15 protein-coding genes are annotated in these 14651 nt (G+C 34.5%); 13 read left to right on the forward strand and 2 right to left on the reverse strand.

The features are described from left to right. A complete protein-coding gene (locus LC076_RS06920; protein ID WP_226667182.1) occupies positions 1–636 on the reverse strand; it encodes a PilW family protein in 636 nt (211 codons plus the stop codon). Then, complete coding sequence (locus LC076_RS06925; protein WP_226667183.1) at positions 620–1141, reverse strand: prepilin-type N-terminal cleavage/methylation domain-containing protein; 522 nt, start codon at positions 1139–1141, stop codon at positions 620–622. Before LC076_RS06925 ends, LC076_RS06920 begins: the two co-directional genes overlap by 17 nt. Positions 1142–1279: 138 nt before the next feature. Between LC076_RS06925 and LC076_RS06930 the strand changes: the two genes are divergently transcribed. The 13 genes from LC076_RS06930 to LC076_RS06990 all read left to right on the forward strand — a co-directional run bounded on the left by LC076_RS06930 (position 1280) and on the right by LC076_RS06990 (position 14501). Next, positions 1280–2614 carry a hypothetical protein gene (locus tag LC076_RS06930; protein ID WP_226667185.1) on the forward strand — a complete coding sequence of 445 codons (1335 nt, stop codon included), beginning with the start codon at positions 1280–1282 and terminating at the stop codon, positions 2612–2614. A gap of 37 nt (positions 2615–2651) precedes the next feature. Continuing rightward, complete coding sequence (locus LC076_RS06935) at positions 2652–3437, forward strand: PRC-barrel domain-containing protein (protein ID WP_226667186.1); 786 nt, start codon at positions 2652–2654, stop codon at positions 3435–3437. Between the two features lie 12 nt (positions 3438–3449). Then, entirely contained in the window at positions 3450–4799 is a 1350-nt protein-coding gene (locus LC076_RS06940; RefSeq protein WP_226667187.1) for a VanW family protein, read from the forward strand. Between the two features lie 24 nt (positions 4800–4823). Continuing rightward, complete coding sequence (locus tag LC076_RS06945) at positions 4824–6485, forward strand: GspE/PulE family protein (RefSeq protein WP_226667189.1); 1662 nt, start codon at positions 4824–4826, stop codon at positions 6483–6485. A gap of 8 nt (positions 6486–6493) precedes the next feature. Then, on the forward strand, positions 6494–7534 hold the full coding sequence (locus tag LC076_RS06950; RefSeq protein ID WP_226667190.1) for a type IV pilus twitching motility protein PilT: 1041 nt from the start codon (positions 6494–6496) through the stop codon (positions 7532–7534). Continuing rightward, positions 7534–8742 (forward strand): type II secretion system F family protein, encoded by a 1209-nt coding sequence (locus tag LC076_RS06955; protein WP_226667191.1) that lies wholly within the window; start codon positions 7534–7536, stop codon positions 8740–8742. The genes LC076_RS06950 and LC076_RS06955 overlap by 1 nt, the downstream gene beginning before the upstream one ends. 94 nt (positions 8743–8836) lie before the next feature. Next, a complete protein-coding gene (locus LC076_RS06960) occupies positions 8837–9289 on the forward strand; it encodes a prepilin-type N-terminal cleavage/methylation domain-containing protein (protein WP_226667192.1) in 453 nt (150 codons plus the stop codon). A 67-nt stretch (positions 9290–9356) separates the two neighbouring features. Next, on the forward strand, positions 9357–10130 hold the full coding sequence (locus LC076_RS06965) for a prepilin peptidase (RefSeq protein WP_226667194.1): 774 nt from the start codon (positions 9357–9359) through the stop codon (positions 10128–10130). Positions 10131–10145: 15 nt separating this feature from the next. Then, entirely contained in the window at positions 10146–11141 is a 996-nt protein-coding gene (pilM, locus tag LC076_RS06970; RefSeq protein WP_226667195.1) for a type IV pilus biogenesis protein PilM, read from the forward strand. A gap of 4 nt (positions 11142–11145) precedes the next feature. After that, a complete protein-coding gene (locus tag LC076_RS06975; RefSeq protein WP_226667196.1) occupies positions 11146–11727 on the forward strand; it encodes a hypothetical protein in 582 nt (193 codons plus the stop codon). Next, complete coding sequence (locus LC076_RS06980; protein ID WP_226667199.1) at positions 11724–12488, forward strand: hypothetical protein; 765 nt, start codon at positions 11724–11726, stop codon at positions 12486–12488. Before LC076_RS06975 ends, LC076_RS06980 begins: the two co-directional genes overlap by 4 nt. A 119-nt stretch (positions 12489–12607) precedes the next feature. Continuing rightward, a complete protein-coding gene (locus LC076_RS06985) occupies positions 12608–13645 on the forward strand; it encodes a hypothetical protein (RefSeq protein ID WP_226667201.1) in 1038 nt (345 codons plus the stop codon). Between the two features lie 250 nt (positions 13646–13895). Further along, positions 13896–14501, forward strand: coding sequence for a Maf family protein (locus tag LC076_RS06990; protein WP_226667202.1), 606 nt, complete (start codon positions 13896–13898; stop codon positions 14499–14501). The last annotated feature ends 150 nt before the right edge of the window (positions 14502–14651 follow it).

The raw sequence follows: 14651 nt of genomic DNA on the forward strand, positions 1-14651 counted from the left end.
TTAAAACCCAAACTGACTTTCTAGCTTGATGGGTTTAACCGATATTAATTGATCTTCAGTGAATTGATTATGCTGAAGCTCTAATACAACTTCAATAAGTCCTCTTTCACAGCCTGCTTTTTCATCTTCATTTATACATTGCAATAAATTGATTCTTGAAGCAATTTCTTCACCATCTGGATTTTGTTTAAAAACTAAAGAATAATCACTCGTTAATATATTTTTAGAAATAGGTTCAGATTCACCGACGGTTGTTAACAGTTCAACTGAGTTTGCGGATAAAGTCACATCTTGTTTCTCTATTGCAGTAATATCAACTGTTTCTTCTGTTATTAAAGAAGGAAAATCTTGATCAACGACAAAAGATTGATCTTGGACTATTCTCAAACAATTATTACCACATTCTTCTACAGAGTTAATAGGAGTTTCATAGAGAGTTTGTAGAATAGATGAAACAATATGATCTGCTTCATCACGTAATTGCATTTCAATACCAACTTTTTCATAGGTTTTAATCCCCATCATAAACACATTATAAACAACAACTAGAATAATTGATGAAATAACAATGGTAGCCATTACTTCAATTAAAGTGATTCCATTTTCATTGTGAAATTTTTTAACGAAGCTTTTCATTCGTTATAAACCCCTCTAATATAGTTTCGTTATTTTCTTCCCAATTTACTGTTACTTTAGTCGGGATTAATGAATCTTGTAATGAAGTATCGTCATGCTTCTTTAGTTCTACATCGATTTGAAATTGTCGATTATTAATAAAAGGTTCAAAGGTAGATTCACATAACTCTCGCTTTTTTATTTCTAACTCACTATTCCCTGGATGCCACTCAGTACAAATGTCACGAGTGAAAACAAAGGTAGATCCATCTCCTTCATCTGTTAATGACTCTACATAGTTAGTTTTCATTTCTTGAAAGTCTTTTTGCTCAATAAAGTTGAGCATATTTCTAGCAGCGTAAACACCAATGGTATCGTTCTCACTTTTTTGTGTGTAAGTCATTGCTTGTGAAAACAGAGTTAGCATACCTAGTGTTAATATACTAAAAATGACAATTGATAGCATGACTTCGATTAAAGTGAACCCTTTGTTATGGGTGAAAAGTTTTGCCAATTTGAATTTCATTCCAATCCCTTCTTTCAAATAGGTCAAGTTTATTATACAATAAGTTATGGTCGATTTTTGTCTTTTTTTAGTTCTTTTATAGGATAATTGTTAGAGAAATAGGAAAAAAATTACTTAATCATCAAGTGGGGTGAGTTCTTGCACTTATATTTGTTTACCATAATAGGTTTCCTGATATTAGTTCCTATCTTACTTATTGTTCCAATTGGGATAAATAAGAAAGGAAAACTGATTATTTCGGGTGTTGCATTGTTGTGTGCAGCAATGTTTACTTTTACGACTCAAGTTATTCCTGTATGGCAATCAGCACTAGCCATTTTTGCATTAATTGCTGCTGTTGCATACTTACTAAGGGATAAACTAGCCCTCTTTGAAACTGAAGCTCAAGATGAAGATGAGGAAGAATTGGTTTGGCAAGATGAAAATGAGAATGACCTCATCGTAGAACCTAATTTGAATGATAATCACAATGAAAAACAAGAAGATTTTGCAGAATTGGATAGAGAACCTTTAAATGAAACGTCGTACGAGGAAATCGATTCAGTTGTTGTCGCAGATTCAGAGGTAGATACTGTAACGACTATTCAAACAGAAAAAGATGATTCTTCTAATGAGCAAGAACAAAATTTCTTAGAAGATTTCTTTGATACATTAGATTCAAGAGGAGAAGCTCCTCACCAAGAGATCGTTAATAAAGAAGATGAAAGTGAAATATATAAAGAAACAGCAGCAACAATAGAACCTTCAGAAGAAAAAGAAGAAGAAATAAACCAAAGTTCTGATGATTTTTTAACAGAGTTATTTGAGGGACGTAATCAAGTTGAACAAGAAAATGATGATCATGAACATACTTATCCTGTTTATGAAACACCAAAGAATTCACTTGACATTACGGAAGATGCTACTTTAAATGATGATCTTTTTGAAAGCTTGTTAGTTGAAGATTTACAAGATGTGAAGGAAGAAGATTCATTACATACTTCAGTAGAGTATGTTGAGCAACAGGTTGAAGAAGAATTACTTTCAATTGAAAATGATCATTTTGAGTTCGTTGATGGTAAAAATTTAGATTCTGAAGGAAACATTGACAACTCTCCACTATCTGAAATAGTTGAGGTCAACTCGACTCAAGCCGAAGATATGGATCTTACTGTTGAAAACAATGAAGAAATGGAAAAAGACACTGTGACAACTGATCTCCTTCCAAATGATGTTTTGGACATGTTGCTGAGTCAATTTAAATTATATAAAAAATCACTTACTAGTGAAAAATATGAACATGTTCTAAAGTTAGCCATTGCAGAAGCGAAATCCCCAAAAGATCAATTTTTATTTTCGAAAGAATTACTTTTGCATTATCAGGAGAGCTCTAAATATGTAGAATATGATGTATTTCTTTCTGAGATGCGTGAAAAACTAGAGCACTATCCACTTCTAGTTGAGCAATTAACATGGATTAAACAATCAAATTAAGTTTTGTGAAAATATAAAGAATAGGTGTGTGAAGTTAATGAAAAAAAGTACTGAAGTTGTAGGTTTACCGATTATTAGTATTTCAGCTGGTTTAGAGCTTGGGAACGTAAAGTCTCTTGTTGTTAATCCTGAAAAAGGAACGGTGGATTTCTTAACAGTTGAGCATGAAGATTGGCAAGTAAGTGTAAAAGCAATTCCATTTAGTAAAGTTATTGGAATTGGTGAATTTGCTGTAACAATTGATTCAGATACTGTCATTATTGATTTGAATGAAATTCCAATTGCTAATCAGCTAGTGAACAAACGTATCAAAATTACCGATACAAGAGTGATCACTCGTAAAGGCCAGCTACTTGGTGATGCAAAGGAGTATTTTCTTGATGAAGACAATGGAGTCATTATTGGTCTTCAATTACTTGTGAATGAGCAAGACGTTTTTATAAAATCAGAGAATGTCTTAACTTTTGGAAAAGATATTTTAGTTGTAAGTGAAGAAACAGCAAACTTCTTATTAAAATCAGAAAATGATCTTGTGGGAGAACAGGCAGCTCCTGAACATGATCAACTAGCTGAAGAATTAATTGAGGACTTGACACCTAAAGCTAATGATCAGTTTGAAGATTTAGATAATCAGCAAATTGAAGTGATTAAAGAAAAGCAAATTAAACTTTTAGAAGGTAAAGTTGTGATAAAAGATATACTAGGATCTGACAATACAGTGTTAATCTCAAAAAATACAATTTTAACAAAGGAAGATATTCAAAAAGCACAAAATGAGGGTCCTAGTACGTTTGTAGAGCTTTCGATGAATACAGAAATGTAAAAGGGGCAATGAATGGTGAATGTAAACAAAGGTGTAAAGCTTTTTGTTGTACTGCTCTTTTCAGTGATCTATTTAATTAGCTTTTCACAAATAGGTGTAAAAGCATATGATTTTTTTGCAAACAAAGGGTCCTTTGAACCAGGAACACAAATTGCCTCTGTTAATATAGAGAATTTAACAAGTGATCAAGCGAAGAATGAACTTGATAATCAGCTTGCATCTTGGTTTAAAGGTAAGTATTTGCAGATCTCAATAAATGAACAAAACATTGTGATTGATCAAGACTATTTCAATATTGATAGTTCCAATACGATCGCAGCTGTAGTTAATGGGAAAACTAATCCAATTGTAGCTTCTATTAATCAAGAAGTTTATGAAACCAATTTAAAAAGTGAATTAGGAGACCGCTATGCTACGATTGATCATACTGAGCTCCAGTCAGTGTTTTTAAATGCGTTAAGTAAACTAACAACAGAACAACAGTTTTTCTTGATTCAAGCATTTGTAAAAGCTGATTTGAATACAATTGCAGCCGAAAATTTTGTTTCAGTACCATCAGACAATGAACAAGTAAAAGAGATACTTGATTCGATTGGGACAATCACTGTACCTGCACAATCTCAAGTATCATTTCTTGAGTTAACGAAGGATACAACAAAGCCCACGCAGCAAGGATTATCGATTATTGCTTCAGCACTTTATCAAACAATGTTACTAACAAACTTTGAAATTGTTGAACGGCATACAAGTTTAAATTTGCCAAAAATGATTGAGTTGGGATTTGAGGCAAATATTGTTCAAAAGAAAGCAGATTTAAAGTGGTTTAACCCGAATAAAACTGACTACACAATTGATTTACAGTTAACAACTTCAGGACTTAATGTGACAATCAATGGAGCGCCTTTTTTGTATAAATATGAAATGAAATTGTCAGAACAAACTTCTTATCCACCTAAGCAAATTATTCGCTATACTAGTTTACTAGATGAAAATGATGAAAAAGTTGTTGAAGAAGGAAAAGAAGGTCTTTATATCATCGTGACGAGAAATATTTTTGATTTAGATGGTGGATTACTTGAATCAGAACAAGTATCAGAGGATTTTTATCCACCCACTCATAAGATTATTGAAACAGGCTTAGTGAATAGTTTAAGTAATGAGAACTCAGGAGAAACGCTAGACAGTAACATTGAAAATGGCGAGAGTTCTGTTGTTGATCAAAATGAGGAAGGTTCTACTTCTGATCTTGATTCAAATGAAGAGGTTAGTGAAGATTCAATGAATCAAGAAAATGAAGAAGTGGAAAACAATGATGAAGATAAAGTCATTTGGGAAAATCCTAGTAAAGTGGTTGAAAAATAATATCTGCTAAAGAAGGGATCTTTAATGAACGATACTCGAAAAAGATTAGGGGATTTATTAGTAGAATCAGGACTGATTTCTGAGGAACAATTAAATGCTGCTTTAGCAGAGAAACCAAAAGGTCAAAAACTAGGTGACGCTCTCCTTGAAAGAGGTTCGATTACAGAGCAGCAGTTAATTGAAGTCCTGGAATTTCAGTTAGGCATTCCACATGTCAGTCTTTACCGTTTTCCGTTTGACCAGAAGCTTGTTAAGCTCGTGCCAAAGGAAATGGTCAAACGTAATTTGTTAATTCCGATTAAAATTGAAGGTGACAAGTTATTTGTGGCAATGGCAGATCCAATGGATTTCTATGCGATTGATGATCTTAGACTTGCAACAGGCTTTCAAATTGAAACAGCGATTGCTTCTAAAGATGATATTTTAAGAGCGATTAATAAATATTATGAAATTGATGACAGTATGTCTGACATTATGAATGAGTTGAATGTTCAAGATGATGTTCAAGAAGAGAAGATTACTAGTGAAGATTCACCGGTTGTTCGCCTTGTTAATCAAATTTTGCAAAATGCGGTTCAACAAAAAGCAAGTGATATTCATATCGATCCACAAGAAACAAAGGTTTTGATACGTTATCGTGTTGATGGTGTGTTAAAAAATGAACGAACTTTTCCAAAACATATGCAAAGTGTCATGATTGCACGATTGAAAATTATGGCAAATTTAGATATTACAGAACACCGTGTTCCACAAGATGGCCGAATTAAAATGCATATCGATTTTCACCCAATTGATCTTCGTGTTTCAACATTACCGACTGTATATGGCGAAAAGATTGTTATGCGTATTTTAGACCTTGGAAGCACGCTAAATGATTTGAACAAATTAGGCTTTAATAGCTTAAACTTAAAACGCTTTGTTAAGTTGATTGAAAATCCAACAGGTATCGTTTTAATCACTGGCCCAACAGGTTCTGGGAAATCATCTACATTATATGCAGCATTAAATCATTTGAATTCTGAGGAAGTTAATATCATTACGATAGAAGATCCGGTTGAGTATCAGCTTGAGGGGATCAATCAAATTCAAGTGAATGCAAATGTTGGGATGACATTTGCCAAAGGACTACGGTCTATTTTACGTCAAGATCCGAATATCATCATGGTTGGGGAAATACGTGATAGAGAAACGGCTGATACATCTGTTCGAGCGTCATTAACAGGTCACTTAGTATTAAGTACACTTCATACAAATGATTCTCTAGGAACCATCACTCGCTTAATTGATATGGGTGTTGAGCCCTTTTTAGTTGCTTCTTCATTAACAGGTGTTGTTGCACAACGTCTTGTACGAAAAGTATGTCGTGATTGCGCCACAGAGCAAGCACCAACTAAAAGGGAAATGGAAATATTCGCTAAACGTGGGTTATCCATTGATAAAATAGTTCGGGGTAAGGGCTGTGGAACATGTAATATGACAGGATATAAAGGTCGTATTGCCATTCATGAATTACTAGAGTTAAATGATGAAATGAAACGTGTGATCATGAATAATGAATCTTTTAGTAAATTGAGAGAGTTAGCGATTAAAAATAAAACAATCTTTTTAATTGATGATGGATTATTAAAAGTAAAGCAAGGATTAACAACAACGGAAGAAATCTTGCGGGTAGCAGTCGCAGAGTAGGTGATATGATGAAGAACAAAATTGATGCCATTTTAAAGCTAGCATTTGAAAAAAATGCATCAGATATTCATTTATCTGTAGGTGTTCCCCCGATCATGAGGGTCAATGGCGACTTAGTTAAGATTGGTGAAGATTTTTTGATGCCTGCTGATACGGAGGGAATGGCCAAGGCCATGATTTCCCAAGCAAAATGGCCGATGCTTGAAGAAAAAGGAGATCTTGACTTTTCCTATGGTATTCCTGGAATTTCGCGTTTTAGGGTAAATGCATTTCGCCAACGTTCATGTATTTCGCTTGCTATTCGGATTGTTCCAAGAAATATTCCTTCTTTAGAAGAGTTGCATTTGCCTGTTATATTGAAGAATATTGTTGAAAAGCCTCATGGACTTGTGTTAGTAACAGGTCCTACTGGAAGTGGTAAATCAACTACACTCGCATCTATGATTAACTATATGAATATGTCAATGAAGCGTCATATTATTACTTTAGAAGATCCGATTGAATATTTGCATAAACACCAGCAATGTGTTGTTGATCAACGCGAAGTGGGCTTTGATACAATGAGCTTTGCTTCAGGCTTGAAATCTGCGCTTCGCCAAGATCCAGATGTTATTTTAGTTGGTGAGATGCGAGACTTAGAAACCATTCATACAGCTATAACTGCCGCTGAAACTGGTCATCTTGTTTTAGGAACACTGCATACATCTTCTGCAGCATCAACGATTGATCGAATGATTGATGTATTTCCAGCCAATCAGCAGCCACAAATTCGTTTACAGCTGGCATCTGTTTTAGTTGGAGTCATTTCTCAAAGACTGTTTCCGACAGCTGATAAAAAAGGTCGACGAGCAGTAATTGAAATACTTTTAAACAATTCAGCTGTTTCAAGTTTGATCCGAAACGAAAAAACGTATCAAATTCCGAGTGTGATTCAAACAAGTCGAGCACAAGGTATGCAGTCGTTTGAAAGTAGTTTAACAGAATATGTGAAAAACGGAATTATTTCTGCTGAAGCTGCGTTACCTTATAAGCAAAGGACATCAGAATAATGCCAAAGTTTAAATATGAAGGCCGTGAACGATCTGGAAAAAAATCAGGCAGAGTAACAGCAAGCTCTAAGCGTGAAGCTGTATTAAAGTTAAGTGAATTAGGAATTCGCATAACAAGTATTGAGGAAATTCCTGAAACGCTTTTAACAAAGGATATTTCCATAGGTAATCCTGTAAAGCTTCAAGAATTTGTTATTTATTTAAGACAATTTGCTACATTGCTACGAGCAGGTGTCACAATTGTTGATGCAACAAATATTCTTGCTCAACAAACAAGCAGTAAAGCACTTCGAAATGCGTTAGAGCAAATGGAAGACGACTTAAAATCTGGACAATCACTATCAGCAACAGCTGCTAAGCATAAAAAAATCTTTTCATCGATGTTTGTGAATATGATCAAAGCTGGTGAAGCAAGCGGTAGTATGGAAGAAACACTTGAAAGATTGGCGATTCAATATGAAAAACAAAATCGCACAAAACAAAAAATACAATCTGCATTAGCGTATCCAATGGCTGTTGCTATTGTTGCAGTTGTTGTAGTCATTTTCTTATTAGTGTCTGTTGTACCAACATTTGTTTCTATGTTCGAAGGCTTTGGAGCCCAACTACCAGCTATAACGTTATTTGTCTTAAATTCTAGTATTTTCATGCAAAAATACTGGTATATTGTTATTACATTCTTTGTTGCTGTTTTTGCGACATTTTATGCGCTCAGAAAAAATAAACAAACAAAATACTACTTGGATGTTGCCGCACTAAGAATGCCGATTTTTGGTAGCATGATCCAAAAAGCTGTTCTTGCTAGAATGACAAGAACTCTAAGCTCGCTGTTTTCAAGCTCAGTACCGATACTACAATCATTGATGATTGTTGAGAAAATTGTTGAAAATGAAGTGATTGCAAAGGTTATTGCTAGTTCGAGATCATCACTAGAAAATGGTCGTTCTTTAACAGAGCCGATGAAAAAACATTGGGCATTTCCGCCATTAGTCACACAAATGATTGCAATTGGAGAGGAAACAGGATCATTAGATGAAATGCTCGGAAAAGTAGCCGATTTCTACGAAGAAGAAGTAGAAAACAGTACAGATCGGCTCAAGTCACTTATTGAGCCACTTATGATTGTTTTGCTTGCAGGTATCGTTGGAACAATCGTTATCGCGATCATCGTTCCAATGTTCGACATCTTCAATCATGTTCAAATGTAAATTTACAATATTTTTATATTCATAGTGATGATTACTCATGTATAATAGATAATAGGTTTAGGGAATTAGAACTAATATATTAGGAGGAAACAAAATGTTTAAAAAACTAGTAAAAAATGAGCGCGGCTTAACTCTTATTGAGCTTTTAGCAGTAGTTGTTATCTTAGGGATTATTGCTGCGATTGCAATTCCGGCTATTGGTGGGATGATTAATAACTCACGAATAGATGCCCATATAGGGAATGCAAAGACAATTGCTAATGCAGCAAGATTGTCTGTAGCAGCTGAAGCTACACCGATTCCTGATGATGGAGTGACTATTTCACTTGAAGACTTAATAGAAGATAATTTACTTGAGGCAATTGAAGATCCAAGTACAGATGGAGATTACACCGCCGCTGATACTGAAGTGACTGTTACTCAAGGAGAAAATGAAGTTATTTATCAAGTTCAACTTGTAACTGGTGATCACTCTTACGTTGTTGTTGAAAGTGGAGATATTCCTAATGCAGATGATCTTGAGAGAGAGAACATAGATTTACCATAATAACTAATCAAGATAGATAGTCTTCCATAGAAGACTATCTATCTTACTATTCAAAGGAGCCCAAACAATGCCAACAACCATCATCCTATACACATACATCTTCATCCTTGGCGCAGTTCTTGGCTCCTTTAATAATGTTGTAGGAATGCGTATTCCATTAAAACAATCAATTGCATATCCTGGCTCTGCTTGTCCTATTTGCAATAAAAAACTATCAGCTCTAGAACTAATTCCAATTTTCTCCTTCCTGCTTCAAAATGGTAAATGCAAAAACTGTAAAATATCGATTTCTCCTCTATATCCAACTATTGAACTAGTAACGGCAATTCTTTTTACGATTTCACCGATGTTGGTGGGATGGTCAAAGGAATTGATTTTAGCATGGTCACTTATATCTCTATGCATGATTGTGACCGTTTCAGATTTGAAATATATGATTATTCCAGATAAAGTTAATTTGTTTTTTCTTGTTCTTTTTACAGTGGAAAGAGTGTTTATTTCAGCAGAGTCTTGGTATGATCCAATTGCTGGCTTTCTTGTTGGTGGTCTAGTTCCGCTTGTTGTTATCCTAGTTAGTCGTGGCGGCATGGGCGGAGGAGATATGAAGCTACTTGCTGTTTTTGGGATCATTTTAGGATGGAAGCTTGTTCTTTTAAGCTTCTTTCTAGCTACTTTGGTAGGAACGATTGTTGGATTCCTTGGGATGATGACAGGCTCTGTTAAGAAGGGCAAGCCTTTTCCATTTGGTCCATTTTTAGTTGTTGGTGCTTTACTTTCTTATTTCTTTGGAAATGAATTAATTCACCTCTATTTATCGTACTTCTTTTCTTACTTTTATTAAGAAGGGGTTTTTATAATGGCATTCTCGCTATTTCGTCAAAATCATCAAATTGTGAACTTATATATATCAAATTACTCGATACAACTGCTTGAATTAAAAAGTAGTGATCCACTTGTGGTTAGTCGCTTTGTTGAAAACTATCTTCCAGAAGGTGTTGTTGTTGATGGAAGTATTAAGGATTTTGAGAAGCTTTCGATGATTCTTGAACAAAGCATAAGCGATTGGGGAATAAAAGGGAAAAAGGTTCGTTTTATAACACCTGATTCTGCTGTGAGTGTTCGTAAAGTGAAGGTACCTTTAGAATTGAGTGAAGATGAAATAAAAGGCTATCTTTATTTAGAGCTTGGAAATAACATTCATTTACCTTTTGAAGAGCCTGTATTTGATTTTGTTTTATTAAAGGAAACTGAACATGATAAAGAGATTCTTTTATTTGCTGCACCTGAAACAATGATAAAAGAATACACTGAACTCTTTGACAATGTGAAGCTTTCAGCAAGTGTTGCTGATTTGTCATCATTAAGCATGTACCGTTATTTATATAAAATGCAAAAAGTAACATCTAAGGAAAATACATTATTAATTGAAGTAAAACTTGATAGCATTAACTTTAGTATATTTGAAAATTTTAGACCTATTTTTACTAGACATATGCAACTTGAAGGTGAAATGCGTGACTGGAATTATCAAATAGATTCTGAGACACAGTGTTACTATAAATATGAATTAAAAAATAAAGAACCACTGATCATCCAATTTCAAGATGTGGCAAAGGAAATTGAAAAAATCATAAATTTTTATCGTTTCAGTATTCATCAAGGAGATCAACAAATTAACCAAATCATTTTAGTTGGAGACAATCCATATATTGATGAATTACAAACAATATTAACAAATGCGATCACGACGATTTCAATCACTCATTATCAAAATCGAGTGTATACCTATAAAAATTTAGCTGTTCCGAGTAAGTTTCAAACTGTTCTTGGCTTAGCATTAAAAGAGGTGTAGATCAATGTTAGCTGAAATTAATTTACTACCTCAGAAGCAAAAACGTGATTACACCAATCTTATCATTGCTATTTTACTACTAGTGATTATCATTACAGCAGTAACGATTATTTTATCTTTAGGAAATCAAAAGAATAAAGAAATTAGTGCACTAGAACAAGAATATACATTAGTTCAAAAACAGACAGAAGTTCTTCAGCAACAAGCGAATCAAAGTAATGAAAACTCAGCAGTTGATGAATTAGAAAAAGCAATTATCTGGTCTGAAAAATATCCAGTGAATTTTGTTCCGATTTTAAATGAATTAACAAAAATTCTACCTGAAAAAGGGTATTTTTATGGTTTAGATTATGCTGACAGTTCTTCATTAGAATTACTTATTCAATTTGAGAGCTCACGAGAAGCAGCATTTTATTTAAGTCGATTAAAAGAATTAGATATACTGGAAACTGTAAAACTGACGAAAGTCGAAACAGTGCCACTACAAGATGAAGATGAAACAGTTCCACGTTATTTAGCAACATATCAGCTTTTAATTGATCGTACTGTCCTTAAAGCGATTCAAGAGGAGGACAATGAGAAATGATTGAATGGAGAAAAAAACATACGATAATTATTGTTCTCGCTCTTTTGGTAGCCTCTTTAGTTTGTTATTTTTCATATGTGTTTTTTGTGAAGCCCAAAAACGTAGAGCTTACTAGCTTGCAAAATCAAATTGAAACAGAAAACAAATTAATCGATTCATTGCAGAAATCAACTGGTTCTTCAACAGACGATGCATTATTATCTGCAGTTGAATTACAAAAGATCTTGCCTGTTAGTCCATTTGAAGAGCAGTTTCTTTTAGAGCTAGAAAAGGCTGAAACAATGTCTAGCAGCGAAATTACATCTATTTCTTTTCAAGATGGTGGAACGGTTGAACCAGAAGATCAGGGTGATGAAATGGTTGAAGCTTATGATGAAAAGCTAGATCCTGATAGTAAAGATAATACTGAAGCAGAGCAAAAGGAATCTGTTAACACGGAAGCAATTCCAGAAGGCTTAGAGAAGCTAACAGTTGAGCTAGATGTGAAATCTCCTAGCTACTACGAATTAGAGGACTTTATCAAGATACTAGAAAATACGAATCGAATTACACAAATCGAATCATTACAGGTAGAAGGTTTTCCTGAGCTTATTCAAATTGTTGAGGATCCTGATACAACGTATGAATATAAAGTAATTGTTTCCACTTACTATTTTCCAACACTTGATGATCTACGTGAAGAGCTTCCACCATTCTCAGTTCCTTCACCTAGTGAAAAGGAAAATCCGTTTACAGATTTAATTAAAGAAGATGAAGAATAAAAAAAATGACGAAAAATATTAAGGATGAGACGACAAATGTCTTGTTCTTTTTTTTTGTTCTTCTGATAGCATTATAGCCAAGCTGTGTGAACGGAATTGAAAGGAAAGGTGGTAGGCATATGGACAAGCATACGTCTGAGACGATCAAAATTAAAATAAATGGTGAGGATCGTCCAGTGTCACAATTTGAAGAACCATCAAAGGACATTGCATTTTCAACATGGGAGGAAAAAGTGAAAGCTGAAAAAGAGATGGCTTCTGCTAAGCAACCTGTTAATGAAGAAGATGATTTTCCTTGGTTGTTACCTGATGAAGGGGATGCTGATTTTACAGACGATCCGAAAGTTGTGACACCAGCTAAAAAGAAAAAATCATACTCAAATTCAACCGTTGCACCTTATCTTTACTCGAAAAAAAGTGATCGTAAGGTTCCTCATATTGCTTTTCCATTTAAACAAATAATAACAATCGTTTTATTAGCAATTGGAGTAGGAACAGGGTTTGGTTATATCGCACTGAATTTTTTATCAAACAAAGATATGCCAGTTACGGCTACTCCTGATGAAGGAAGTGAAGTCGCGATTCCAGGAGATACTGAAGAAGATCCAGCAGGTGGTGGAGAACCAAAAGATCAGAATGCATCTGCTGCATCAAATGCTACTCTACAAGTGTATGCTGTCCAAGGTGGAATTTACACGACAAAAGAAGGTGCGGAAACGGTAGTTGCACAGATAAAAGAAAAAAATTTAGCTTCAACCTACTTAGAGCTAGACGGTAAATATACAGTTTTAGCAGGTCTAGGTAAAGCAAAGTCAGAAACTGATGCTCTTAATGAGATGTATAAACAAAAAGACTTTTCGGAGTTTTGGGGAGGCAAGCAGCTCGGACTTGAAATTTCTACAAGTAGTTCTGCAGATCAATGGGTGAACATAATCACAGAGTTATCACCTCTAGCCTCAGCTGCTGCAACTGGTGCAGGGGTAAGTAGTGAAAATATTACGAAATTAGAATCACAAATTATGGCTATTTCACATAATGATGCTGAAAAACCAGTCATTGAGAAGTTATTACAAGCAATTGCAAGCCTCAAAGAACAAAATGGCTGGCAAGCACAGCAAAATCTCTTAGAAGTTGTTCGAGATTTACATGCGAAGTAAAGAAATAAATACTTTATGATGGTAATGGAAATACCTAAAAAGAAAGTTGATAGTGAATTCCATAGAATTTTAATATTTATTTGAAGAGACCGCATTTTTGCGGTTTTTTCTTTTTGTAATAATGTCTAGAGTGTGTCAATCAACTCTTCTTTTTCTCTAAAAATGAAAAATGTGAAATTGTTCCCTAACAATTACTTTGGTAAGATGTAGAAGTATCTTCTAATCTGAAACGAAGAAAGGATGTAACATCATGAAAACAAACCTCATCTTAGCTTCAGCATCTCCCCGTCGAAAAGAACTACTCGAGCTTCTTCAACTACCTTTTGAGGTCATTCCAAGTATGGTAGAGGAAGTGATAGACGAACAGCTTCAACCAGCCGAAATGGTTCAATCATTAGCACAACAAAAAGCTGAGAGTGTTGCAAAAGAACATCAGGATGCATTTGTTATCGGCTCTGATACTCTTGTGGTGTACCAAAATCAAATGTTAGGTAAACCAAGTAGTGAAGACGAAGCAAAAGAAACGCTTAAAGTTTTGTCAGGCAACACACATGAAGTTTTTACAGGTGTCTCGATTGTCCATGAAGAAAAAATTCAAACTTTTTATGAAAAAACAGCTGTGACTTTTTTTCCTCTCGAAGAAAAAGAAATCGAGGAATATGTATTATCAGGTGAACCGATGGATAAAGCAGGTGCATATGGTATTCAAGGATTTGGGGCACTTTTCGTCAAAGAAATTGCTGGTGATTATTTTTCAGTTGTAGGTTTACCAATAGCAAGAACAAGCAGAGAACTGATGAAAATGGGTTTGCCAGATAAAAATACCATGCTGAAAAGTGGAACAACTTTGTTGTGAAAGTGGGTTTACAAGCCTGGGTGTGTCACTAATCAAATGATTTAATTGCACACAAAAATAAGATGATCAAGTATGGAATAAAACGGGAACGTAGGAACATTATAATACACATAGAAAAGTATCATGAGCAGAAAGGGAAATGAAGGAGGA

Origin of the sequence: Metabacillus litoralis (genome assembly GCF_020524045.1) — a bacterium.
Classification (GTDB): Bacteria; Bacillota; Bacilli; order Bacillales; family Bacillaceae; genus Metabacillus; species Metabacillus litoralis_C.